Genomic DNA, 25069 nt, shown 5'->3' with positions numbered 1-25069 from the left:
GAAGGTGATTTAAATAAATAAATTCACATTCCCATCCGAAGCATCTGCTAAATATGCACCTACTCCTGCAAACTCTACCCCTTCCATAATCTCTTCCTCTTTTAACCCTAATAAATCTACTGTCATTTGACAAGCTACAAGTTTAACTCCCTGTTCTTTCGCCAAATCAATTAAATCTGGTAAAGGCATCGCATTATGTTTTTTCATAATACCTTTAATCATTTTTGGCCCCATACCAGCAAAATTCATTTTTGATAATCCCATCTTATCAGCGCCGCGCGGCATCATTTTTCCAAATACTTTTTCTATGAACGTTTTCTTTACTTTCACATGCTCATCTTTCCTAAGGGCATTTAAGCCCCAGAAAGTATGAAAAATAGTCACCTCTTGATCATACGCCGCTGCACCATTTGCAATAATATAAGCTGCCATCGCCTTATCATAATCTCCACTAAATAAAACAATCGTCGTTTTCTTCTGTTGTTCCATGTTGTTCTCCTCCTAATTACCTATGGGGGTATTTAAAAAATTGTGAAATGGCTCAAATTATCTATCTACACCCGATACTAATTTCCCCTTACAAAGCGTTCATACCGCCTGAAACATTTATAATGCGCTGAAATCCTAATTTCTTTAATACTTTTGCTGCTTGCTTACTTCTCATCCCGCTCTGACAAATAACAATCACTTCCTTATTTTTATCTAATTGATTTGCTCTACTAGCTAACTCATTTAGTGGGATATTCTGAAATCCCTTCATATGATTTCCTCTATATTCACCTACTGTACGAACATCGACAAATTGTTTTCCCTGTTTTCCCACTATACTCTTTAATTCTTTTCCATTTATATTTTGAACACCTTTCACCGGTAAAAAACGCGAAATAACAAACCATGCAGCAAGTACAATGAAAAGCGTACTTAATATTGTATTCATATAACCAACCTCTCCGCCTTTACAAAACTAGTTCTTCACTACGCCTTCTTAATCCAAAACTTCAGTACATCGTCCTCTATATTATGCTTTACTATTTCATGACCGCCTGTTTTTGACCATGCTGGAATATCTTTTACTGATCCTTTATCTGTTACATGTACTTCTAACACTTCTCCAGTTTGTAAAGCATCCATCGCTCTCTTCGTTCTTACAATTGGCATTGGACATGCTAAACCTTTCGCATCTAATACTTGTTTTACATTCATCATCTATTCCTCCAGTTTGTTATTTTATAATGAATCATGAACTGCACAACGATTTGGGCCAATCTCCATTTCACGCTCTTCTTCCACACTCGGATAAATCTTACCCATATTCGTTTGACGAATTTCTTCATAAGCATTCGGCTGAGACGGTAAGTTCTCTGTCACATTTTTACGAAACTCTCCCTCATCAACAATATTTAACCCTACATTCTCCTTAAATAAATCTTGTAAATGCGCACTCACAATGCCTCTGTCGTCCATTTCACTTATTTTTGAATAATGAGCCGGTAAAACAATTAAATCTTGAGACAGTTCCTTATAAAGTTTATATAACGTATTTCGTAAATCACTCACCCAATCTTCAGCCTTCCCAGCAAGATCTGGACGGCCAATTGAATCTACAAATAAAATATCACCTGATAATAAATAGGAATCATCTACAATAAATGATGTACTTCCAATCGTATGCCCCGGTGAGTATAATGCGTCAATTTCAATTTTGGTACCCCCCACCGTAATAACAGATCCTTCAACAAGCGGTTTATATGAGAAAACGACTTCCTCCGCATCTTTTGGAGGTAACCAATACGTACCACCTACTTTTTCAGCTAACCTACGTCCTCCAGAAATATGGTCTGCATGTAAATGTGTATCCATGACATTCGTAATAGTAACACCATGCTCTTCCGCAAAATCTTCATATGCTTCAACCGTTCTGACTGCATCAATAACTGCTGCTTCACCGTTTGAGACGATCATATAAGATAAACAGCCTTTTCCAAGACGGTTAAATTGATATACACTTCCTCCGCCCTGTACATCTCCTACTTTTAACGGCTTTACATATTCACTCCAAGCTTTCATACCACCAGCTAAATAATAAACATCATTGAATCCGGCATGTAACAATTGCTCTGCGACAAACTGCGAAGAACCTTCTTTCGCACATACGACTAAAATTTCTTTCTCCCTCGGCAATTCATCTACAATATGATCTACACCATCTAATAAGTCAAAATACGGTTTATTTATAGAAGAAACTTGTTTCCCTTCAATTTTCCAATCTTCATAGTCCGTTTCATTACGAACATCTAAAATAAACAATTCTCCGAATAAAACTTTCTCTACGACATCTTTTGCTTGTAACAGTTTAATACTCATTCAATTACCCCCTGAGGTATATTTATATTTAAAAAATTTTATTTTTCTATATTTCCTTGCCACTCTAACATACCTGGAATGACATTTTTCACGTTTGAAAAACCTCTCTCTTTCAACACTTGGCAAGCTACATCACTACGGTTACCAGTTCGGCAAACGACATAAATTGGTTTCGCACTGTCTAACATAGCACTATCTAATTCACCTAACGGCACCGAAATTGCGGATGGAATATGACCAAAGACGAATTCCGCTTCTTCACGAACATCTAATACAGTGCACTCTTCACCACTTAATAATATATTTTGCAATTCCCCATTCGTAATTGTATGAGGATACTTCACAACTTCATTTACTTCATGTTCATGGGATTTTCGTACATAATGCTTTAATATATCTCCCTCTTGTTTCGTTCCAATATATTGATGCCCTACTTTATTTGACCAACTTTGTATATCTAACGTCGATCCTTTATCCGTCGCCTCTATTTCAATAACTTGTCCTGATGCCAATCCTTCCATCGCCTTTTTTGTCTTCACAATTGGCATCGGACAAGCCAAGCCTTTACAGTCTAAATTCATATCAACTTTTATACTCATAATCATTTCCTCCCTAACTATTATACGTATACCTGTAGGGGTATAATAAAATGTTTTTGAAAATCTGTCAACACATATGTTTGACAGATTATCGGCTTTTTACAAGTAATTGAACAGCTTCTTTAATTAACTCTTCATTTGAACCATTACCTGTTTCAAACTGCTCGCGCAAACATTGCTCTAAATTTGTTCCAACAACGAGTCCAATTGTACGATCAAGTGCAGAACGGGATGCAGTTAACTGTGTAATAACATCTCGGCAATCTTTTCCCTCTTCCATCATGCGAAGCACACCACGAACTTGACCTTCAATACGTTTCAATCTATTTTTCATATCTTGATTATATTCCACTGTAGACCACCTCCGTAATTATAACTATATTATACATTACTTTGTAACTTTGTATAATATCATATACCCTTAAGGGTATATTGTAAAGTGGTTTATTTTTTTGAAATATCCTAGAGTATAGTAAAAATGCAAAAGCCACTGATTTCATTGGCTTTTGCATTTCTCAACTACACTGCTTGGTAGTCCAACTAATTCATTTCATTTACGAATCAAGGAATCAACCGTTTTATTATCCTACTTCTTATAAACTCTTTGTAAAACTATAATCCATTTCTCCACCTAACGCTTCAGGTGTATCACCAGTTTCTCTAAAATCATGTGTATAAATTTGTTCAAATGAACCGAAATCTACTTGCTTATAAAATTCGAAACAAGGGAATCCATCATGTTCTCCTTGAATATCAATACTACCATCCTTTTTCACACATACAGTTAATAAATAGTCCACAGGAGGGGCATACATATTTAACGGATTACTAGCGCTTGCACTCATTTTGAATTGCACACCGTCAGAATTCCATGAAATATCCGTACACACAATATTTTCAGTACTCGCTTTTCCTGTTCTTTTATTCACAGAACCATCTGGATTTGTGACCTTCTCTGTCGTAATACCCGTGTTTGCATATGAAAACACTTCTTCTTTATAAAAGTCCACTACTACCTCTTGCTCAACTCTAGAGCGCATAGTATTTACCGCATGTGGTGTAAATTCACGTGAATCACCTTCGAATTGGATTACTTTCCCTGTTTGTACATCCTTCTTCGGTTCTGTCCAAGACATTGGAATAAATACGTTAGCTCTAATTTTAACGATATTAGTCATAAGAAACACCTCTATAATTTTATTTTAGATACTGCATACTATGGAGTAAAACAGATCACAATTTCGCTCTTATAATCAGTAGCTTTCTCTTTTACATTTGCTACTTCCTTCCGAAAAATAGCGCTATATTTATTAGATTTTCGTTTTAAAGCTATATTCCATTTCTCCAGCTAGTGCTGCTGGGGTATCATCCGTTTCTCTGAAATCATGTGTGTATATTAATTCAAATGAACCAAAGTCTATTTGTTTATAAAATTCATAGCAAGGAAAACCATCATGTAAACCTTCAACATGCACAGTACCACTTTCATTAACTCGTATAGTCAAAAAATAATCAGCTGCAGGTGCTGCCGCGTTTAACGGATTACTTGCACTTGCTCTCATTTCAAATGAAACTTCATCTTCACTCCATACAATATTTGTACATGCAATGTTTTCTGTACTTGTTTCTCCTTTTTGATACTCAATTGAGCCATCTGGATTTGTAATTTCCACAATAACGATACAAGCATCTGCATATGTGAAAATTTCTCTTTTATAAAAATCAACAACCACTTCTTGTTCTAATCTTGAACGCTTTGTGTTCACAGCGTATGGTGTAAATTCACGTGCATCTCCGGCATATTCAAACACTCTTCCCGTCGCAGGATCCTGAATAGGTTTCAGCAAAGCATACGGTGCAAATACACTCCCTCTAATTTTAACGATATTAACCATGTGAAACCTCCATTGATTCTATTTATATAAATCATTATTTGTTCTACCAACATAATATAGTCAATTTGATTGACTATATTATGTATAGTACAATAGACCTTACCGATAGTCAACTTAATTGACTACAAGTGCGGAGGTTATATACATGGATCATCAAACATTTAACGAATTAGATCTCACTTCACTTTTATCATTATCGTTCAGCACACTAATCACTGAACTACATGACAAATTAAGTGAATTGGGATTTGAAGATATTAGGCCAGTGCATGGTTTTATGTTCAAACGCATCCTTCCTAATGGAGCAACAGGTATAGAACTAGCTGAATATTTAGGGGTTTCTAAGCAAGCTGTGAGTAAAATGGTAGATTCTCTTGAGAACAGTGGTTATGTCGCGCGCCAAACGCATCCTACTGATAAAAGAGGTAAAATCATTGTTCTCACCGAACGTGGTTTAGCAGTAATGCAAGCAAAAAAAGAAATAGTAGCTGAAATAGAACAGCGATGGATTGAAAATATAGGTGCGGATCGAATGCAATTGCTAAAAGAAGATTTGACAACATTCGTTAACACAGAAGATGCAGGAAAATTATCATCCAACATACGACCTGTTTGGTAAACAAAAACTCCATATAAAAAACGAATCCATTTTGATTAGTCTTTTTCAAAATGGATTCGTTTTTTACAGCTTTATTAAAATCATTGATTCCTTTAAATTTTGTTTTAAATATATGGGATACCCATATTTTATACATTATATAATTCCGTAACTCTCTGCACGACCAGCTCTGCCGTATTCTCCTCTGGCGGCATCAACAAATTTGTAACCGGCCCATACACAACAGGATTTAATTCCACTTCATACCCACCATATGCATACTCCTCTTTTGTCGGTAAGTAACCAATATATCCATTCGTATAGCCACCAAAGAAAGCTAGTTCATTTTGAACACTCTCTTTCATTTCTAAAGCGGTTTCTGAAAAAGGTTCCATCGGTATTCCAGAGAATATCCCATCATTAATTTGAAACAATTGAATTTCTAAATCAATACTTACTTGCTGAATGTTTCTCCTATGCTTTTCTAAAACGATAGTAAGCCATTCTTCAGTATTCACACCCCACTGCTTCTCAGCTAATTGGGCCATTCTTTTTATCTCTTCAATTTCTGGAATATCCTTTAATTTCATTTGCATCGTACTCGAAATAGTTCTTAGATTTACAATTGGTCTATATGTAACTGTTGGTAATATCGTTAACACATGTCCACTGAGTACATAAGCCATTTGTTTTAATGCTTCCTGTGAACCACGATACTTCGCATTCACATTTCCAGTGGCACCTTGAACAATAATAACAGGACAGTTTACTATTTTCTCCAGAATCTCTCGCGTCATTCCAGGATAATCTGCTGATAATACATCGCTATCCCCTTTTAAAACATTCGGATGAGCAGTACAAAATACAATGACCCCAGCTAACTCCTTTGACTCAGCATTTCTCATTGCTAAAACACCAATTCTTTTATCTACAATACCCTCTATATTTATGCCCATCTTTGCTTTTCCATCAGGTGTCCTCTCTCTTCGGTTTACTCCAATATCACCTGTTGTAACATCCCACCCAACTTCACATGACCGCATATTATTATTCGCAGTAATAGCACCCTGCACTACATTATTTAGTAAAATCGTTTTATACGACTTTATTAAAGGATGATCACCGACTGTTTCCGGACCAGAATGAGTATGTGTATAAACGACAGTTATTTGCTGCAACGGCTCATTCAGCTCACTAGCTACTCGTTCACGAATCATCGTCGTATCTTCTACTAACATTCCGATATTATCAATACTTATAAACACAGTTTTCATTTCATCTTTTTCAAATACAAAAATTGTCCCATAAATGTGCTCTTCAATATTATTAATCCCTGTATCTCTATGATATCCGATAAAATCAATACCTATAGGCGGCGTAATATCCACCTTGCATACCCCTACTTTGCTCATTTGAATCGCTCCATTTCTCTATGTAACTCCCTCTCTTCAAGAATAGCATATTTACCATTTTCAAAATGAAAAGAACGGACAAGAAATCCTATGTCCGTTCTTTTCATCACACATACTTCCGATGCACCATTTTCCCATCATAAGAAAACACAACGCCCTTACTCTCCACAATCGATTCCATATGCACTGTTCTTCCCCATAGCTGATGAAGATACGGTAATACTTTTTCTAAGTATTTTAAATCTAACTCAATTCCTTCATAGCTATGTTTAATGTACAATTCCCCATTCTTTAAGTAGTCTCCATCTTCTACTACTAAGTACGGGAAACCTCCATTTGTGCGCATATTTACGAGTTGATCGCGTACATGCTCCCATTCTTTATCAATTACTTTATATTCTTTTCCTTGGCGCTGGAATAAGTACATATCTTCTCTCATTACAAGTTTTTTATTTAAATAGTTTCTTAGGAACGATACATCCCATTCAATTTCCCGTACTTCAAAGATTTTGTCACGACCAGAACCAGGTTTCACACCGCGTCGTTTCATTTCTTCTGTCGGGTTGTTATAGCGCTCTTCAATATCTTCGAACATTTTAATACCGAGGTAGTATGGATTAATACTTGTTTTTGATGGCTGTACGACACCTGCGTTAAGCTTCGCGAATTCGATTGCTTCAGAAGATGTTAAGTCCATTTCACGAAGTATGCGTTGATGCCAGAAGGAAGCCCAACCTTCATTCATAATCTTCGTTTCAAGCTGTGGCCAGAAGTATAACATTTCTTCACGCATCATCGTTAATATGTCGCGCTGCCACTCTTCTAGCTCACGGCTATATTCTTCAATAAAGAGGAGTAAATCTTTTTCTGGCTGCGGTGGGATTTTCTTCTTTTTATGCATATTAGGTCGTTCTCTCTTTTTGTTTCGATCATCTAAATTCCATAAATCATCGTACTGTGATATCTTTTTCTTTTCTACATCCTCTTCTAAATCTTCAATACTCCATGCAAGTTTCGGACGCATAAGCGATGGATCAATATGTTCTTGAATGGCAAGTACGGCATCTAAAAATGTTTCTACCTCTTCTCTTCCATACTTATGTTCATACGCCTTCACACGATCTGCTGTCGCTGCCATACTCTCAACCATATCGCGTTTCGTATTAGAAAAACGAATATTATTTTTGAAGAAATCACAATGTGCTAAAACGTGCGCCACGATTAATTTATTTTGAATTAAAGAATTCGTATCTAATAAAAAGGCGTAACATGGATTAGAGTTAATAACGAGTTCATAAATTTTACTAAGTCCTAAATCGTATTGTAATTTCATTCTGAAAAATTGCTTTCCAAAACTCCAATGCGAAAACCTCGTCGGCATCCCATATGCACCAAATGTATAGATAATTTCCGCTGGACATACTTCATAGCGCATCGGATAAAAATCAAGACCAAATCCAGTCGCAATTTCCGTAATTTCAGCAATCGCATATTGTAGTGCTTTATCATCACTTGCTCTCATTATTTTCCCTCCTTACACTTTCCCTTAAGAAAGTGTATGATGAGGAACAAGCTTTCATGAGGATTGATTGCATAATAAAAAGACACCCTCTAAAAAAACGAGAATGCCTCTTTCTAATTAACCTTCAATGATCTCCATCTTCTCCGTAATCGGTGTACGAGCTTTTCCTTCTGGTGCTTTATCGAAATAGCCGATATGAAGAATTCCAATGATGCGTTGACCTCTTGTTAAACCAATTCCTTCTATAAATAGTGGATTGTAGTTTAATCCACCTGATTTCCAAACGCACCCTAAGCCGCGTTCCCAAGCAAGTAATTGGAAGTTTTGCATAAATGCACATGTTGCAGCGTAATCTTCGTCACGTTGAATTTGACGCGGATCTTCATTAATGTAAACAACGATTTGAGCAGGTGTGCTTAAGAAACGATCAGATAAAGTTTTGCCGCGTTTTGCTCTTTCTTCTTCTGTGAAAGAGTTTAGTACTGCGTCTACTAATTTCTGACGGCCTTCTCCAATGTATAATTTACAATTCCATGGTTCACGGTGTTTATGATTCGGTGCCCATGTTGCGTCGTTCAATAGTTCAATTAATAGCTCTTTTTCTACTGCTTTATTTGTAAATGTACGAACAGAACGTCTTTCTTTAATAACGTTTGCGATGGAAGTATATGTAGTCATATTTTTCTCTCCCTTATTTTTATCTATATGTATAAATCCGTCATTGATATTGATTTTCAATTTCGATTATAACCTAGTTTTTCACTATTAATCAATGTTTTATGTTGGAAAACCATGAAAAACTTCTTTTTATACTGTGAATAAAAAAACTTAACTTGTTCACAAGTTTTTCACATTTTATGGAAATGATATGTGTAAGTTTTCCACATTACCCATCTAGGAGGAGTTTATATGTACAAGAAAATCGCAGTAAGTATGACTATGGCAGCATTATTGTGCGGGATATCTGTCTTTCCTGCTTCCGCTGCCACGCCAAAAGAAGTAACAATGCACCATCATAAGCCTATTTCAGAAGAAGAAATGCAGTCGCTCGAAAAACTCGGCTATAATAAACATGAAATTTGGAAAGCTGCCCACATTGCAAGAATAAGTAAAAAAGAAATTAAGGACGTTTTAGCTTACTATAAGCAAAATAAATCTTGGGAGAAAACAGCCGAGCATTTCGGTGTAGACCCAAGTAAATTGAAAAAGCATCATATGAATAAAGAAACGAAAAAAGCACTACTGCAAAAATTAGCAAATATGCAAAAGTCCACACCAGATGGACTGAAACAAAAAATGAAAGAATATAACATCGGCTTACGCCAACTTACCGTGTTAACAATCATCTCTCAAAAAAGTAATACCCCTCTTGACGATGTACTAAAAATGAAAAAAGATGGGATGGATATTAAACAAATTGCGGAAAAATTAAATGTTAAAAAAGAAGATATACGGGCAGAAATGATTAAATTAGTGAAGTCTATTAAAGAAAAGAAAACAAATTAGCCTGTCAAAAAGGAAGAGATATTCAATACTCTTCCTTTTCTTTATGAACTTTCAATTTTCAAGTATAAATTCCCGTCTTTCCCAAAAACTAACATAAGAAAATGATGTAGTAAGGGGTGAGAAAATGTTTCGTTTATCGTCTAAAAAGAAGAAAAAAACAATCTGTTCCATTCCAGAGTTTATCCATACTATGAAAGAATCGAGTGATTTCGTTTCTTATAACATCGTAGAAGATGGGACATTATGTTTGTTTTACTATAAATCTACGGCTGAATCACTCCTCATTAATCGATTCATTTTAACACCTATAAAAAGAGAATTAGATCACATTGAAAATATAAGTGATATAGCAAATATCGTCACACTTGAGGAGATTATCACTGGCCCTACTATTGATGACATTCGTGAAAAATTATTAAGTGGGTATGTACTTATACAACTAAAAAATGATTCTCAAATCGCAGAATATGCACTTATTCGTGCTGAAAGTTCCGTTTTAGGTACACGGCTATATAACGATACTGAAAATGAATATAGTGTCATCGGTCCAAAAGTCGGATTTGTTGAGAATATCGATACAAATATACACTTACTTCGGCGAAATATCGTCACAGAACAATTAGTTTTCAAAGAAGTTATAGTTGGTTCTATATCAAAAACAAAAGTCGTAGTTGCTTACATCGAAGATATTACGAATGAGCAGCACGTTAATACTGCGATGCAGCGCCTACAAGACATTGACTTTGATGTTCCTTTCGATGCAACTATGATTGAACAGTTTATTAGTGATAACAGCAACTCTCCCTTCCCTGTTTTACTCCCTACAGAGCGTTTAGATCGCTCCGTTTATGCATTATTGAATGGAGGAGTCGTCATTTTAACAGACGGTTCACCTTACGCATTAGCTGGACCAGCGACATTACTCGATTTCTTCGTCTCTCCAGAAGATTATTATTTACCATGGATAGCAGGCTCATTTCTTCGAATGGTTCGCTTTTTCGGAGCAGCATTCTCGCTATTTTCATCAGCTATTTATACAGCTGTATTAACGTATCACTATCAAATGATTCCTGCGGATTTACTAGGTCCGATTATTTTTTCAAGAGCTAATGTACCCTTTCCGCCCATTTTAGAAGCACTTTTTTTAGAAATCACAATCGAATTGCTCCGTGAAGCTGGAGCGCGATTACCTACAAAAGTTGGACAAACAATCGGCATCGTTGGCGGGATTGTAATTGGCCAAGCATCTGTTCAGGCTGCTTTAACGAGTACCATTTTATTAATTGCAGTTGCTTTATCAGCACTCGCTTCTTTTACAACACCAACTGTAAAAATGTCTTCTACTATCCGGATACTACGATTTCCACTTATTCTTTTAGCTGGTGCATTTGGGGGCTTAGGTCTCATTGTAGGATTCGTACTCATATTAGCTCATTTAATTCGCTTAAAATCACTTGGATCACCTTATTTATTACCTCTATATCCATTTCGCGGTTTAGGAACGGCAGAAGGTCTCTTTCGCTTGCCATTTAGTCAAACTGCAGGACGTGCCTCTTTTCTAAGACCAAAAAAGAAATGGCGCTATGATCCAAACAAAGCGAAAGAAAAACATGATGGTGAAGAGAAATGAAAAATACTTTATTATGCTTTTCCATTATCATTTTAATTTTCCAATCCGGCTGTACACAACCGAATATAGTAGACACACAGCGAATGATTCATATAGGTGGATTTGATATAACGAAAGATAAAAAATTTCGCGGGACAATCTTATATCCCGATTACACAAAAGGCGTTCAATCAAAACCAGAAACTCAGTCAACTACCGCAGATACAATTGAAACAATTTCTTCACTTCTAAACGCCAAATCACCACATACGATCGCTGTAGGTCAAATGCGTGTTGTCCTATTTGGAAAATCATTTGGTGAACGTGGAATTGGGGATGTTATTAACAACTTACAACGTGATCCTAATATTGGCCGAGATGTGCAACTAGCGCTTGTAGATGGTTCAACAGAAGAATTACTTAAACATGTCAAAACGAATGGATCGCTATATCTATCTGATTTACTGGAGCAAAATATAGAAACCGAGACAATCCCTCGGACAGCTTTAAATATTTTTTTATATAACTTTTATTCATCTGGATGCGATCCATTTCTTCCTTATATTAAAGTTGATGAAGACAAGTCTGCTTCCATTAAAGGAATTGCTTTTTTAAAAAAGGATAAAGTGGTTATGTACACAGATAAAAAAGGATCTTTTTTATTAAAACTACTCATTAATCCAACTAAAAATGGTCGTTACGAAGTTCCGATACGTCAAGGTAAGCATAAAGGATTGATCGCTACTCAAAACTTATCCGGGAAAAGTTTTTGTTCTCTTTCCCAAAACGGTGACATTCCGAAAGTTAACATCCACTTAAAGTTAAACGGACTTATAAAAAATGCTCCCGACTGGCTCGATTTAGCAAAGCACGAAAATATAACTTACGTAAAAAAACATGTAGAAAAAACGCTTGAGAAGCATTTAAACGAATTAATAAAACAATTCCAAGAAAAAGAAATCGATCCGATAGGTATACAAGAAGAAATTCGTAGTCATTCAAGAAAATGGACTATAAAACAAATTCAAGAAATGTACCCTAATGTAGACGTTGCTGTTCATGTGCAAATCAATGTCGTGCAATCTGGTATCGGAGAATAGTGAGGTGCTGTAATGGCTGGACAAGATAAAACACATACTGTTTCCCCTTATTTCACATTTCTTCTATTACACTCCCTTCAAATTGGAGTAGGTGTGTTAGGATACCAAAGGATTATTGCGCAATATGCCGGTTATGATTCTTGGATTTCTCTTATTGTTGCGGGCATTGCAACTCATATCGTGCTATTTTGCATGCTTAAAATGTTAGAAAAAGATAATGATTTAATGAATATTCATACGACATGTTTCGGAAAGTGGATTGGAACATTTTTGTCCGTATGCTTTGCTGCATACCTTCTATTATTTTGCCTTACTGTCCTTCGTACATATATTGAAGTCATTCAAGTTTGGGTCTTCCCTACAATTAAACCGTGGAAATTAACTTTATTATTTTTACTTGTGACTTACTACGTAATTAAAGGTGGTTTTCGCTCTGTAACAGGAATATGTTTTTGGGGCGTCGTAATACCGATTTTCGTCCTATTTTTCTTAGTTTTCCCAATGAAATACGCGCATGTCCGTAACATTCTCCCAATTCTAACTCATTCACCTTTAGAAATTCTAACTGCAGCGAAATCATCTGCATTAGAATTTCTTGGATTTGAAGCAATTCTTGTTTTTTATCCATTTATAAAAAAAGAAAAATCATTAAATAAATGGGCGCACGGTGGTATTGCTTTTACAACAATTCTATACGTAATACTAGCCATTGTTTCCCTTATGTACTATAGCCAAGGACAACTACATCATACAATTTGGCCAACATTAACAATGCTAAAAATCATAAAGATTCCTTTTATCCAAAGGTTTGAGTACATCATTATTTTCATGTGGTATCTTATTATTTTACCTAATCTTTGTTTAACAATTTGGTCTTCTTGTTGCATTAGTAAAAGGTCTTTTCACGTACCATTTAAAATTACACTTCCATTTTTTATTGCAGCTATATTTATTTCATCCTTATTTTTCACAAACCGTGAAAGTATCAATACATTAAATACAGTACTGTCTCAAGCTGGTTTATATATTGTATACGCTTATATCCCAATTTTATTTCTATTCCATTCACTACGATGGCGCTTCAAAAATCAGTCGAAAAAATCTTCACCCGACACACCATGATATTTGATACAATTTGGTTAATACATTTGTAAAGGGGACAAGCGAATGAAAAAGTATGTATTTTCTTTACTTGCAGTACTGAGCCTAATTCTTGTTGGATGCGGGAGTACTAGTACAAATGACAAAAAATCTTCTGAATCAAAAGAAGAGCATGACCACGCATCACATACTCAGCAAGCTGATATTCAAGAAAAGACAAAAGGAGTCGACACACTCCCTACCTTCCTAGACAAGCTTGATCCGCAAATGAAAGATATCTACACTGTCGCTGGACAAAATGCAGAGCTATTAGATTGGATTCCATGTTACTGCGGTTGCGGTGAGAGTGTAGGACATAAAAACAATAAAAACTGCTTTATTCGTGAAATTAAAAAGAATGGTGAAGTTGTTTGGGATTCCCACGCAACAACTTGTGTCAACTGCCTAGAAATCGCGGTTGAATCGGCTTCCATGAAACAAAAAGGAAAATCAACGCTCGAAATTCGTAACTATATCGACAATAAATACAAAGAAGGGTATGGCAAGCCAACACCTACGCCAATGCCAAAAGCATAAAAACGAGGAAATCCCTCGTTTTTCTCTTTTCATTCACCTTTTTTCTTAACAAATTCTTTCAAGTGTATTTCTCCTTACTTGTCACACACTATATATAACTCCTCGGTAAGGAGGGTACACAGTGCAAACATATAACGACTATGATAAAGCTCTCTATTACACGTATTGCTGTAATTGGGATAAATTACTCGTTCTCATGGTTCAAACGAACGATCAATTATTTTCTAAGCGTATTGAGCATTTTTTACACGCTTATCAATACAGTAAAGAACTACCAGAAGTTGATAAACAATTGCAGCTCCTATTTCAATATATTGACCACGCATCCCAAAAGTCACATGTAGAAGAAGTAGAGCAAATTCAAATGTAAAATATAGCGCTATTCTCTTTATGAGAATAGCGCTTTTTTAAAATGTTTATATCAATAAAAGTTTCTCCTTATAAAACTTTTATTGATAAACATATTTTTTCTTTCTTTTCCCTACCACTTCATACTATAATTTAGTATGTAACTATTATAAGTGAGGTATAAAATATGGGACGAGAAAAAAAGCAAGAGTATGCTTTATTTGCTGCATGGGGAGCTTCGTTTATTGCTACATTAGGAAGTCTATACTTTTCCGAAATTATGAAATTTGAGCCTTGTGTCCTTTGTTGGTATCAACGTATTTTTATGTATCCATTTGTTTTATGGCTCGGTATCGCTGTAGTAAAGAAAGACTATCGCATTGCAAGTTATTCTTTACCAATCGCAAGTATTGGTGCTTGTATTTCTTTATATCACTATGCAATTCAAAAAATCGCAGCATTTTCAGCTGCTGGGGCAGCTTGCGGCCGCGTACCTTGTACGGGAGAATACATAAACTGGTTCGGCTTTGTGACAATCCCGTTTTTAGCACTTATCGGCTTTATCACAATCGCTGTTTGTAGCTTCATCGTAATTAAAAACAAATAAGGAGATGAAAGAATGAAAAAAATGCTTATATTTGGCGGTATTATTATCGCCTTGTTTGCAGCAATTTTCGCTGTAACACAAATGGAAGAAAAAAATGCTTCAACAAGCCAAAAAATTGATAATGCTACTAGTCAAACAGATGGTTCTGACTACTACACAAATAAAATCTCTCTTTCAGATCTCCAAAAGAATTTAAAAGAGAAAAAAGAAGAAACAGTATACTTTTATCAAACATCTTGCGTTCATTGCCAAAAATTATCTCCTATCGTAGTACCAATGGCTAAAGACTTGAATGTTGATATGAAAGTTATGGATATTGAAAAATTAGATGCTCCTTGGGATGAATATAAAATTAAAGGAACTCCAACAATCATTCATTTTAAAGACGGTAAAGAAGTGAGCCGTATTAGCGGCGAACAACCGGAAGACAAATTAAAAGAGTGGCTTGAGCAAACGAAAAAATAATAAGAAAAGGAAACTCCTTCTATACATGAAATGGGCGTAAAATCCCACACTAATGTATGAGGAGGGGGTTTTATGCCAGAAGTGAAATGCTCTGTTTCCAATTGCTCATTTTGGGGACAAGGTAACCTTTGTCAAGCAAGTGCAATCGTTGTTCAACCTGATGCACAAGAAGCAGGTCAAATTGAAAACAGTTCATATACAAACGCTACTTTAACAAACGAGACGCTTGAAAGTTCTGTAACAACGAGTGTAGAAACGTGTTGTCATACATTTAAACCGAAATATTAACACTTATTCCACCTCATATACGTGAGGTGGTTTTTCTTCTTCTCTTCTTGTTTACGTAACCTTTAATTCTCCCTATAATAAAATTAAAAGTTTTTTATGAATATGAAGGTGGAATACTATGGCTAAAACAATTGTAGATATCGCCAAATTAGCTGGGGTTGCAAAAAGTACTGTCTCTCGTTACTTAAATGGTGGCTATGTAAGTAATAAAACAAAAAAGAAAATTGAAAGTATTATTCAAGAAACGAATTTCTCTCCAAATACATTTGCGCAAAGTTTAAAAGCGAAAACAACAAATTTAATTGGCGTTATTATCCCCCGATTAGACTCCTTTGCTACAACAAAAACACTTATTGGTATTGATAATGCTTTACAGGAAAATAACTATCAGATGCTTGTTGCAAATGCGAATCAAAAAATTGAAACAGAAATTCAAGCAATGGAAAACTTTATAAAGCAAAAAGTAGCTGGCATAATTTTATTAACAAAAACTTTAACAAAAGAGCATAAACACATCATCGCTAATTCTACTACCCCTATTTTATTTGTTGGTCAAGAATATGAGAATCAATATTGCCTCGTTCACGATGATTTTGACGCTGCTTATGAGCTAGGAGCATACGTATTATCACAAGGACACCGCCATATCGCTTATTTAGGAGTAGAAAAAGATGATATTTCTGTTGGTGTAAATCGAAAAAATGGTTTTCAAAAAGCCATTGAAAATTTAGAACCTACTTGCATCGCTTCTTACTACGAAACAACTTTCAAAATAGAAGATGCGATGAAACAAGTACAACATATTTTAGATAACAACCGTCCTACTATTATCGTATGTGCTACAGATAATATCGCTCTTGGAGCCATGAAAGTAATTCATTCTAACCACCTTTCCATACCAAATCATATATCTGTAGTAGGATTCGGTGGATATGATATTTCTGAAATGGTACACCCTAGCTTAACGACAATCGCATTTGACTATGAGCATGCTGGTAAGCTTGCTGCTACTTCCCTTTCGCAGCTTGTTGAAAATAAAACAATCCCTAAAATATTACATTCTCGCTATACATTAAAAATTCAAGAAAGCGTTGACAAAATTTAAAGGCGCTTTATAATAAAATTAAAACCGGTTCCACATTTAAAAAACAGGATTTTCACATCACGTCCCTGTTTTTTATTTTAACCAAAAACGGAACCGGTTCCACAAACTCGAAGTATATAGTAAGGGGGAATTTTTATGGATATGAAACAAATTGCAGCTCAAGTCTTACAGAACATCGGAGGAACAGAAAACATTATTCGTGCTACTCATTGCGCTACTCGCCTTCGTCTTGTACTAAAAGATGAAACAAAAATAAACACGTCAGAAATCGAAAACATTGATGGGGTTAAAGGTGCTTTCGCAACGAATGAGCAATACCAAATTATTTTTGGCACTGGCGTAGTAAACAAAGTGTATGATGAGTTTTCAAAACTAATCGGAATAACTGAACTTGATTCTACGGCATCAAACGATCTTCCTAAGAAAAAAATGAATCCGATTACTCGCCTAGCAAAAACGTTATCCAATATTTTCGTTCCAATTATTCCAGCCATCGTTGCAAGTGGTTTACTTATGGGACTACTCGGAATGTTGAAAGCGTTTAAATTAGTTCCTAGCGATCACCCACTTATCCAATTACTTGATATGTTCTCAAGTGCAGCTTTCGTTATTTTACCTATTTTAATCGGTGTTAGTGCAGCCAAGGAATTTGGAGGAAATATTTTCTTAGGTGCCGTTATTGGTGGTATATTAACTCACCCAAACTTAACAAATCCTTGGACTCTTGCAAACGCAAAACCAACTGTTTTACATTTCCTCGGTATGGATATTGATATGATTGGCTATCAAGGCACTGTTTTACCTATTTTATTATGCGTATACGTTATGAGTACAATTGAAAAAGAACTCCGCAAACGAGTTCCGAACTCTTTAGATTTATTAGTTACACCGTTCTTAACAATTATTATAACTGGCTTTTTATCACTTATTATTATCGGACCAATTGGATATAAAATCGGTGACGGTATTACGTACCTTTTAAATACTATTTATCAATTTGCAGGACCAGTGGCTGGTCTTATATTCGGTGGTCTATATTCAACAATCGTTCTTACTGGCTTACACCATAGCTTCCACGCTATTGAAGCTGGCTTACTTGCTAATAAAGATATCGGTGTCAATTTCTTACTCCCTATTTGGTCAATGGCTAACGTCGCCCAAGGCGGAGCTACTTTAGCAGTTTATTTCAAAACAAAAAACAAAAAAACGAAAGAAATCGCAATTCCAGCAGCAGCGTCAGCATTTTTAGGAATTACAGAACCAGCTATTTTTGGTGTCAATTTAAAACTTGGTAAACCATTTATTGCAGCTGCTATTGGTGGCGCAATTGGAGGCGCTTACGTTGTTTGGATGCAAGTCGCAGCCAATGCATACGGTTTAACAGGTATTCCAATGCTTACAATTGTTGCACCGCTTGGCATGATGAATGTGATTCATTATGTAATCGGCTTCGCTATTGCAGTTATTACTGCTTTTGTTGCCACTCTCATTTTATATAAAGAAAGTAAATAACAACGAGGTAAAAACCTATGTCGAAATATAAAACAATACTGCAATCCAATAAAGAAGAATTACATTCTTTATATACAATTGCAAATCAAGATTCATGGAAACCGATTTATCATATTCATCCGCCATATGGATTAATGAATGATCCTAACGGTGTATCATACTACAATGATGAATATCATGTTTTTTATCAGTGGTATCCATTTGGCCCGATTCACGGAATGAAACATTGGGGGCATGTAAAATCAAAAGATCTTATTAACTGGGAACGAATGCCTGTAGCCATTATCCCTACCGAAAGCTATGAGTCACATGGCGCATATTCTGGTAGCTCTATTATAAAAGATGGGCTTCTTCACTTATTGTATACAGGGAATATAAAGAAACCTAATGATTCTCGGGATGCTAAACAATGTATGGTAACGATGGATTCTCAATATACGATGACTAAGTATAGTAATAATCCTGTTATTGATATGATTCCTGACGGATATACGAAGCATGTACGTGACCCCAAAGTATGGAAAAATAACGATACGTACTATATGTTACTCGGAGCACAACGTGAAAATAAAACGGGTACTCTATTATTATATAAGTCACTAGACCTATACAGTTGGAATTTCCAAGGCGAGGTTAAAACAAATTTAAAAGAGTTCGGATTTATGTGGGAGTGCCCCGACTATTTCCAATTATTAGGGAAAGATATGTTACTCTTTTCGCCACAAGGAATCGAAAAAGACGAGGGGAATTTTCAAAATGTATATAATGTCATATATGCAATCGGAAATTTCGATATTGAAAATTTATATTTCCATATTGATTCGTATTACGAAGTTGATAAAGGTTTCGACTTTTATGCCCCTCAAACTTTAGAAGATCAATCTGGACGCCGCCTTTTATTTGCTTGGGCGGGCTCAAGCGAAATAACATACCCTTCTGATGATTATATGTGGGCTCATTGTTTAACACTTCCACGAGAACTAACGTTAGAAAATAATATATTAAAACAAAAACCAGTTTCAGAACTAAAAAAACTAAGAACAACAAAAAAAGAGATTTCAGGTGACATATCAACTGGATTAAACGTACTGGCGACCCTTGGCCATGAATGCTCATATGAATTAATTGTAAATCTTAAAACAGATGATGCGAATAACTTTGGCCTTTCTCTCTTCCATAATGAAGAAGATTCTTTCCCGATTATATTTAACCGTGAAAAAGGAACTGTTTCCATAGACCGAAGCAACTTCCATCACCAATTTGGCGGAGAATATGGATATGAACGCTGTGAAAAAATTGATATTCAAGATACGATAGACCTCAGAATATTTGTAGATAATAGCATCGTAGAAATCTTCTTATATGATGGTTCCACTGTCTTTACGTCTAGAGTATTTCCGCGAAAAGACATTACACATCATATCGCAATCTTTTCAGATGCAAAACTAAACTTTACAATTACACAATATAAACTTAAAAGAGGGATTATATGAGAAATGTTTTTTGTATAGGTGAATTATTAATTGATTTCGTTTGCCGAAACTCCAATGTTTCTTTAGTAGATGGTACTGATTTCGAAAAGAAAGCTGGTGGAGCTCCCGCTAACGTTGCCGCTGCTATTACAAAATTAGATGGACATGCTACATTTATGGGGCAAGTAGGAAATGATCCATTTGGTGATTTTCTAGAACAAACTTTACAACGTGCTCATGTTGACACTTCAATGCTCATAAAAGATAAACAAACAACGCTTGCTTTCGTATCTATCGATAAAGATGGTGAACGTGATTTTATTTTTATGCGTGGGGCTGATGGTCAATACACCTTTAATAAAATTAATTTAGCAAAAATAAAAAGTAATGATCTAATACATTTCGGTTCGGCAACTGCCTTATTATCAAGTCCATTAAAAGAAACATACTTTCAACTATTACAATATGCAAAAGACAATAATCACTTTATTTCTTTTGATCCAAATTATCGAGATGCACTTATTACAGATGTAGAACAATTTTCTCAAGATTGCCTATCCTTTATAAAACACGCACATTTCGTAAAAGTAAGCCAAGAAGAAGCAACGATGCTTTCTAAAGAAACTAATCTACAACAATCAGCACTAAAATTATTAAATTACGGGGCTAAAGTTGTAGCTATCACACTTGGAAAAGACGGTACTCTTCTCGCGACAAAAGAAGCTCAAATCATTGTACCTTCTATTTCAATTAAACAAGTAGATACAACTGGTGCTGGTGATGCTTTCGTCGGAGCGATGTTGTATCAAATTTCTAAAAATGAACAAACGCTTCCTCAAAAATTCACAGATTTAGCCGAGTTTGTCTCTTTTGCAAATAAAGTAGGTGCCATAACATGTACAAACTACGGAGCAATCGCTTCACTTCCATCATTGGCAGAGGTAAAAGCATACGATTAGTCGTATGCTTTTTTACATTCCTTTCCAAACATCATGCATCATAAAAAAGTACAAAATAACGAGAAGGACCGTCCCGCATAAAGTAATGCGCCGATATACACTCTTCTCCCCTTCCCTCGCTTTAACAAATGCCCAAATAAATCCAACGAACAATATTAAATCAATATATGGAACATAAAAGGAGAAGACGAGTAACGCATATAAATACACGATAAATAAACAAGTCGTGATTAAGAAAATTTTAAATGCAAATTCACTTTTCATAATGTGACCGCCCCCCAGTCTGTACTGTATTATATTCAGCAAAACATAATAGTTGCTGTTTCAATTTTTTTATCTCACTATTTACAGGCGCGCGATTGGTATGAAATCATTAAAACCAACTAAACTTCATCACAAATAAGCTACCGCCTATACACGGTAGCTATTATGGAACATTATATTTCCTTTTATATATGTTACTTAAAATCGAATAAGGTAATTGCTCATAACGAATTTTTTCTCCCGTTACATCTACAATATACAAATTGTTTCCTATATAATAGGTTCCATCTTTTCGTTTTGAATACACTGTATATTTTTCATTTGGCAATACCGTTTTTACTTTCGTCAATTGTCCATTTGGTTCTTGCCAATATATATTTACACGATCTACTAACGTAAGCATTCCAATTTGTTCTTCTTCTACTTTACGACCATTCCAACTCACAACCCGATAACCAAGCTTATACGCTTCATATTCGGGACTCGTATGAAAACGAGAAATAATTACTTTCGTCTGTAATTGTACCCGGTCGTATAACCATTGTATGTCCCGATCGTGCATGCGAATACAACCATTCGACTCCCTGCTTCCAATCGTCCATTCCCGATTTGTTCCATGAATTGCATATTCCTTTTTATCTAGACCTAACCACCTCGTACCGAGAGGGTTATTCGGAGCACCCCCAGCTATTTTTTTACGATGGTATTCTTTATTTTTATATTTAGTTATAATACAAAAATTACCCTCAGGCGTCGGGGTCCTGTCTTTTCCTGTCGTTATCGGAAATGTCTTAGTATAGTTTCCATCTTCAAAAAAAGACAGCTGATTCGTCGTAAGGTTAACTAATATTAAATGATCTGTATTAGCAAAAACGCTAGCTGGCAGGCAGAAAAATAGGATTACGATAAACCATACTTTCTTCATCTAAATCCTCCCTAGCACTAACATCATAATAAAGTGAAACTTTACTCGTTGGGGGATTTTGTCCATCCCCACTGAGGATTAGCCTTCACCAATCGAGCATTTACGGACATTTATCTCCCACCTAACTTCCTTGTATTCACCGAATTGTTAGGTAGGAGTCTTACTGCCCGCAAATAGCGGGATAAATACAATTAACTTTACTTTGCTCTTATAAATGAAAACTATCCATTCACAATTACTCCACCATTTACATGCATCATCTGTCCCGTTACATATGCCGAATCACTAGACGCTAAATATACATATGCAGGCGCTAATTCATACGGCTGACCAGGCCTTTGCATAGGAACATTACTCCCAAACTGTGATACTTTTTTCTCATCAAAACTGGATGGAATAAGCGGTGTCCAAATTGGGCCTGGTGCAACACCATTTACACGAATTCCCTTTTGTACTAACGACTGAGATAGCGATCTTGTAAAAGCGACAATCGCTCCTTTCGTTGCAGAATAATCAATCAACGTTTCATTTCCTTCATACGCAACGATAGATGCCGTGTTTATAATTACATCCCCTTGCTTTAAATGAGAGAGGGCTGCTTTTGTAACATGAAAATAAGAAAAAATATTAATACGGAACGTTTTTTCTAGCTGTTCCGCTGTAATATACTCTAGTCCTTGCTGCGGATATTGCTGTGCGACGTTATTCACAAGAACATTTAGCCCCCCTAGCTGCTGGGCGGTCTCTTCTACAATCTCTTTACAATGCTGTTCATTACTCAAATCTCCCGGCAATAATACACAATTCACGCCTTCTTTTTCCACAAGTTGTTTCGTCTCAGTTGCATCTTCGTCCTCATCTAAATAAGCAATCGCAATATTTGCTCCCTCTTTTGCAAAAGCGATAGAAACAGCTCTTCCAATCCCGCTATCTCCTCCTGTAATTAATACATTCTTTCCTTTTAACTTTTCACTTCCTTTATAATTTGGATCTTCAAACTTTGGAAGAGGATTCATTAACGATTCAATACCAGGTTGTTTATTTTGATGTTGTGCTGGCATTGTTAAAAAGTTTTTTTGCTGCGGCATAACTTCCTTCAACTCCTTTCCCCTTATAATGCGCACAATAAAAAAAACTACTTACACATTAAAGAACCGCAATGCACACACAGTTTTACGATTAATATTCGAATTTACGACATAAAATATGAGTTGTTCTAAAGTTTTTATGCAAAACTATTGCAAAATAGTTAAAAAACGAATATTATATATAACTGTTGTGAAAATTATTCGTAAAAAGAAAGGATGTTTATATGTTTAACCTTTCAAAACATAAAACTTCTATTAAAACTGAAATTATGGCAGGTATTATTACCTTTTTAACAATGGCATATATCATTGTCGTAAACCCTGTCATCCTTGGGGATGCAGGTGTTCCGTTTGAACAAGCATTTACAGCTACAATTATCGCTGCTGTTGTCGGAACATTATTTATGGCGATCTTTACTAATTTACCAATCGCAATTGCACCAGGTATGGGATTAAATGCTTACTTCTCTTATTCTGTTGTAAAAGCCCATGAAGGCATGACTTTCGCAATTGCATTCTCTGCTGTATTCGTAGCAGGTATGATTTTAATTTTGTTATCATTCACATCTTTCCGTACGAAATTAATGGAAGTAATTCCTGAGAACTTAAAACATGCACTTACTGCTGGTATCGGTCTTTTTATTGCTTTTATCGGTTTGCGCTTAACGGGAATTGTTACAAAAAATGATGCAAACTTAGTTGGGCTTGGCGATCTTCACTCTGCTCCAGTTCTACTAGCATTAGCTGGCCTTGGAATTACAATTATCCTTATGTCTTTAAATATAAACGGGGCACTATTTATCGGAATGTTATTAACTGGTATTATCGCTTACTTCACAGGTCAATTAACATTCTCAAGCGGCGTTACATCAATGCCTGGATTACCAGAAGGAATTATCGTTTCAAATCCAATTACTGCTGTATCTGATGTAATTAACTACGGATTATACGGCGTTGTCTTCTCATTCTTCCTTGTTACACTATTTGATACAACAGGTACACTACTTGGCGTTGCACAACAAGGTGGATTTATGAAAGATGGAAAGCTTCCAAAAGCAGGACGAGCTCTTCTATCTGACTCATTCTCAGCAACAATTGGAGCTATGTTCGGAACAACACCATCAACAGCTTACATTGAATCATCTGCTGGTGTTGCAGCTGGTGGTCGTACTGGTTTAACAACTGTTACAGTAGCTGTTCTATTTGCATTAGCAGCATTCTTCGGACCGTTAGTGAGCGCTGTTTCTGGCGTTTCAGCTATTACAGCACCATCACTAATTATCGTTGGTAGTCTTATGATGGGCTCAGTTCGCCACATCGATTGGGATACATTCGATGAAGCATTCCCAGCATTTTTAGTAATCTTAAGCATGCCACTTACATCAAGTATCTCAACAGGTATTGCACTTGGATTTATTTCATACCCACTTATGAAAGTGGCAAAAGGACAATTCCGTGCTGTTCACCCACTTGTGTATTTATTCGGGATCTTGTTCGCTTATCAATTAGTTTTCTTACCACATTAAAATCCCTCGTTGTGAGGGATTTTTTATTTACAAAAAAACATTTGACAACAGCATACACTTATGGAATAATTCGAAATAGTTAAATATTCGATGTCTTATCAAGAGCAGGTGGAGGGATGAGCCCTACGAAGCCCGGCAACCGACCCATTTATGGGCACGGTGCTAATTCTTACAACACATTGTGTTGAAAGATAAGAGTAATATGATAAGACGTCTTTTCTATATGAA

General features: G+C 35.8%; 29 protein-coding genes and 1 riboswitch. Of the genes, 15 read left to right on the top strand and 14 right to left on the bottom strand.

Annotation, left to right across the window (positions count from 1 at the left end):
- Positions 1-9 precede the first annotated feature (9 nt).
- From NSQ69_RS04155 to NSQ69_RS04120, 8 genes are all read right to left on the bottom strand, one after another.
- Positions 10-489 (bottom strand): DsrE/DsrF/DrsH-like family protein, encoded by a 480-nt coding sequence (locus NSQ69_RS04155; protein WP_002029908.1) that lies wholly within the window; start codon positions 487-489, stop codon positions 10-12.
- 88 nt (positions 490-577) lie between these two features.
- Complete coding sequence (locus tag NSQ69_RS04150) at positions 578-937, bottom strand: rhodanese-like domain-containing protein (protein WP_002169111.1); 360 nt, start codon at positions 935-937, stop codon at positions 578-580.
- 38 nt (positions 938-975) lie between these two features.
- Positions 976-1206: a sulfurtransferase TusA family protein gene (locus tag NSQ69_RS04145; protein WP_002125390.1), complete on the bottom strand. Its 231-nt coding sequence runs from the start codon at positions 1204-1206 to the stop codon at positions 976-978.
- Between the two features lie 21 nt (positions 1207-1227).
- A complete protein-coding gene (locus tag NSQ69_RS04140; RefSeq protein ID WP_002125388.1) occupies positions 1228-2364 on the bottom strand; it encodes an MBL fold metallo-hydrolase in 1137 nt (378 codons plus the stop codon).
- A 38-nt stretch (positions 2365-2402) separates the two neighbouring features.
- A complete protein-coding gene (locus NSQ69_RS04135; protein WP_002125386.1) occupies positions 2403-2963 on the bottom strand; it encodes a sulfurtransferase TusA family protein in 561 nt (186 codons plus the stop codon).
- An 88-nt stretch (positions 2964-3051) separates the two neighbouring features.
- Positions 3052-3315 carry a metal-sensitive transcriptional regulator gene (locus NSQ69_RS04130; protein WP_000456201.1) on the bottom strand — a complete coding sequence of 88 codons (264 nt, stop codon included), beginning with the start codon at positions 3313-3315 and terminating at the stop codon, positions 3052-3054.
- 241 nt (positions 3316-3556) lie between these two features.
- Entirely contained in the window at positions 3557-4141 is a 585-nt protein-coding gene (locus NSQ69_RS04125; protein WP_002125385.1) for a DUF3238 domain-containing protein, read from the bottom strand.
- Between the two features lie 132 nt (positions 4142-4273).
- Positions 4274-4858 (bottom strand): DUF3238 domain-containing protein, encoded by a 585-nt coding sequence (locus tag NSQ69_RS04120; protein WP_341098951.1) that lies wholly within the window; start codon positions 4856-4858, stop codon positions 4274-4276.
- A 145-nt stretch (positions 4859-5003) separates the two neighbouring features.
- Between NSQ69_RS04120 and NSQ69_RS04115 the strand changes: the two genes are divergently transcribed.
- Entirely contained in the window at positions 5004-5477 is a 474-nt protein-coding gene (locus NSQ69_RS04115; protein ID WP_016126591.1) for a MarR family winged helix-turn-helix transcriptional regulator, read from the top strand.
- A gap of 128 nt (positions 5478-5605) precedes the next feature.
- Here the strand turns inward: NSQ69_RS04115 and NSQ69_RS04110 are convergent, their stop codons facing one another.
- The 3 genes from NSQ69_RS04110 to NSQ69_RS04100 all read right to left on the bottom strand — a co-directional run bounded on the left by NSQ69_RS04110 (position 5606) and on the right by NSQ69_RS04100 (position 9068).
- Positions 5606-6868: a neutral/alkaline non-lysosomal ceramidase N-terminal domain-containing protein gene (locus NSQ69_RS04110; RefSeq protein WP_016126590.1), complete on the bottom strand. Its 1263-nt coding sequence runs from the start codon at positions 6866-6868 to the stop codon at positions 5606-5608.
- A 106-nt stretch (positions 6869-6974) separates the two neighbouring features.
- A complete protein-coding gene (gene spoVR / locus NSQ69_RS04105; RefSeq protein WP_002125381.1) occupies positions 6975-8390 on the bottom strand; it encodes a stage V sporulation protein SpoVR in 1416 nt (471 codons plus the stop codon).
- Positions 8391-8507: 117 nt separating this feature from the next.
- Positions 8508-9068 carry a nitroreductase family protein gene (locus NSQ69_RS04100; RefSeq protein WP_002125380.1) on the bottom strand — a complete coding sequence of 187 codons (561 nt, stop codon included), beginning with the start codon at positions 9066-9068 and terminating at the stop codon, positions 8508-8510.
- A gap of 231 nt (positions 9069-9299) precedes the next feature.
- Here NSQ69_RS04100 and NSQ69_RS04095 point away from each other — a divergent pair, with 231 nt between their 5' ends.
- The 13 genes from NSQ69_RS04095 (at position 9300) to NSQ69_RS04035 (ending at position 21038) form a co-directional block, all read left to right on the top strand.
- Positions 9300-9896: a hypothetical protein gene (locus tag NSQ69_RS04095; RefSeq protein ID WP_002087481.1), complete on the top strand. Its 597-nt coding sequence runs from the start codon at positions 9300-9302 to the stop codon at positions 9894-9896.
- Between the two features lie 124 nt (positions 9897-10020).
- Positions 10021-11526, top strand: coding sequence for a spore germination protein (locus NSQ69_RS04090; RefSeq protein WP_033729732.1), 1506 nt, complete (start codon positions 10021-10023; stop codon positions 11524-11526).
- Entirely contained in the window at positions 11523-12605 is a 1083-nt protein-coding gene (gerYC, locus tag NSQ69_RS04085; protein ID WP_002140451.1) for a spore germination protein GerYC, read from the top strand. Before NSQ69_RS04090 ends, gerYC begins: the two co-directional genes overlap by 4 nt.
- Before the next feature lie 12 nt (positions 12606-12617).
- Entirely contained in the window at positions 12618-13727 is a 1110-nt protein-coding gene (locus NSQ69_RS04080) for a GerAB/ArcD/ProY family transporter (protein ID WP_002029888.1), read from the top strand.
- Between the two features lie 45 nt (positions 13728-13772).
- The gene (locus NSQ69_RS04075; RefSeq protein ID WP_002125374.1) at positions 13773-14282 is read left to right on the top strand and encodes a PCYCGC domain-containing protein; all 510 of its coding nucleotides are present in this window, start codon (positions 13773-13775) and stop codon (positions 14280-14282) included.
- 121 nt (positions 14283-14403) lie between these two features.
- The gene (locus tag NSQ69_RS04070) at positions 14404-14652 is read left to right on the top strand and encodes a YhdB family protein (RefSeq protein WP_001195459.1); all 249 of its coding nucleotides are present in this window, start codon (positions 14404-14406) and stop codon (positions 14650-14652) included.
- A 165-nt stretch (positions 14653-14817) separates the two neighbouring features.
- The gene (locus NSQ69_RS04065; protein ID WP_002125372.1) at positions 14818-15237 is read left to right on the top strand and encodes a disulfide formation protein C; all 420 of its coding nucleotides are present in this window, start codon (positions 14818-14820) and stop codon (positions 15235-15237) included.
- 12 nt (positions 15238-15249) lie between these two features.
- Positions 15250-15702 carry a thioredoxin family protein gene (locus NSQ69_RS04060; RefSeq protein WP_002029885.1) on the top strand — a complete coding sequence of 151 codons (453 nt, stop codon included), beginning with the start codon at positions 15250-15252 and terminating at the stop codon, positions 15700-15702.
- Between the two features lie 72 nt (positions 15703-15774).
- Positions 15775-15990 (top strand): DUF1540 domain-containing protein, encoded by a 216-nt coding sequence (locus tag NSQ69_RS04055; RefSeq protein ID WP_002029883.1) that lies wholly within the window; start codon positions 15775-15777, stop codon positions 15988-15990.
- A gap of 118 nt (positions 15991-16108) precedes the next feature.
- A complete protein-coding gene (locus tag NSQ69_RS04050; protein ID WP_088265802.1) occupies positions 16109-17095 on the top strand; it encodes a LacI family DNA-binding transcriptional regulator in 987 nt (328 codons plus the stop codon).
- Positions 17096-17230: 135 nt separating this feature from the next.
- Positions 17231-18607, top strand: coding sequence for a sucrose-specific PTS transporter subunit IIBC (locus NSQ69_RS04045; protein ID WP_002125367.1), 1377 nt, complete (start codon positions 17231-17233; stop codon positions 18605-18607).
- A gap of 17 nt (positions 18608-18624) precedes the next feature.
- Positions 18625-20100: a glycoside hydrolase family 32 protein gene (locus NSQ69_RS04040; RefSeq protein WP_341098948.1), complete on the top strand. Its 1476-nt coding sequence runs from the start codon at positions 18625-18627 to the stop codon at positions 20098-20100.
- A complete protein-coding gene (locus NSQ69_RS04035) occupies positions 20097-21038 on the top strand; it encodes a carbohydrate kinase family protein (RefSeq protein WP_002125364.1) in 942 nt (313 codons plus the stop codon). Before NSQ69_RS04040 ends, NSQ69_RS04035 begins: the two co-directional genes overlap by 4 nt.
- Before the next feature lie 12 nt (positions 21039-21050).
- Here the strand turns inward: NSQ69_RS04035 and NSQ69_RS04030 are convergent, their stop codons facing one another.
- From NSQ69_RS04030 to NSQ69_RS04020, 3 genes are all read right to left on the bottom strand, one after another.
- Positions 21051-21302, bottom strand: coding sequence for a hypothetical protein (locus tag NSQ69_RS04030; protein ID WP_002125363.1), 252 nt, complete (start codon positions 21300-21302; stop codon positions 21051-21053).
- 163 nt (positions 21303-21465) lie between these two features.
- Positions 21466-22227: a L,D-transpeptidase gene (locus tag NSQ69_RS04025; protein ID WP_002029880.1), complete on the bottom strand. Its 762-nt coding sequence runs from the start codon at positions 22225-22227 to the stop codon at positions 21466-21468.
- Between the two features lie 221 nt (positions 22228-22448).
- Complete coding sequence (locus NSQ69_RS04020) at positions 22449-23315, bottom strand: SDR family oxidoreductase (RefSeq protein ID WP_002087502.1); 867 nt, start codon at positions 23313-23315, stop codon at positions 22449-22451.
- Positions 23316-23539: 224 nt separating this feature from the next.
- Here NSQ69_RS04020 and NSQ69_RS04015 point away from each other — a divergent pair, with 224 nt between their 5' ends.
- Complete coding sequence (locus NSQ69_RS04015; RefSeq protein ID WP_002029878.1) at positions 23540-24841, top strand: NCS2 family permease; 1302 nt, start codon at positions 23540-23542, stop codon at positions 24839-24841.
- 92 nt (positions 24842-24933) lie between these two features.
- Positions 24934-25039, top strand: a riboswitch (SAM riboswitch).
- The last annotated feature ends 30 nt before the right edge of the window (positions 25040-25069 follow it).

It is taken from the genome of Bacillus sp. FSL R10-2201 (genome assembly GCF_038008665.1).
GTDB lineage: Bacteria > Bacillota > Bacilli > Bacillales > Bacillaceae_G > Bacillus_A > Bacillus_A mycoides.
This window is presented reverse-complemented; position numbering and strand designations above follow the sequence as displayed.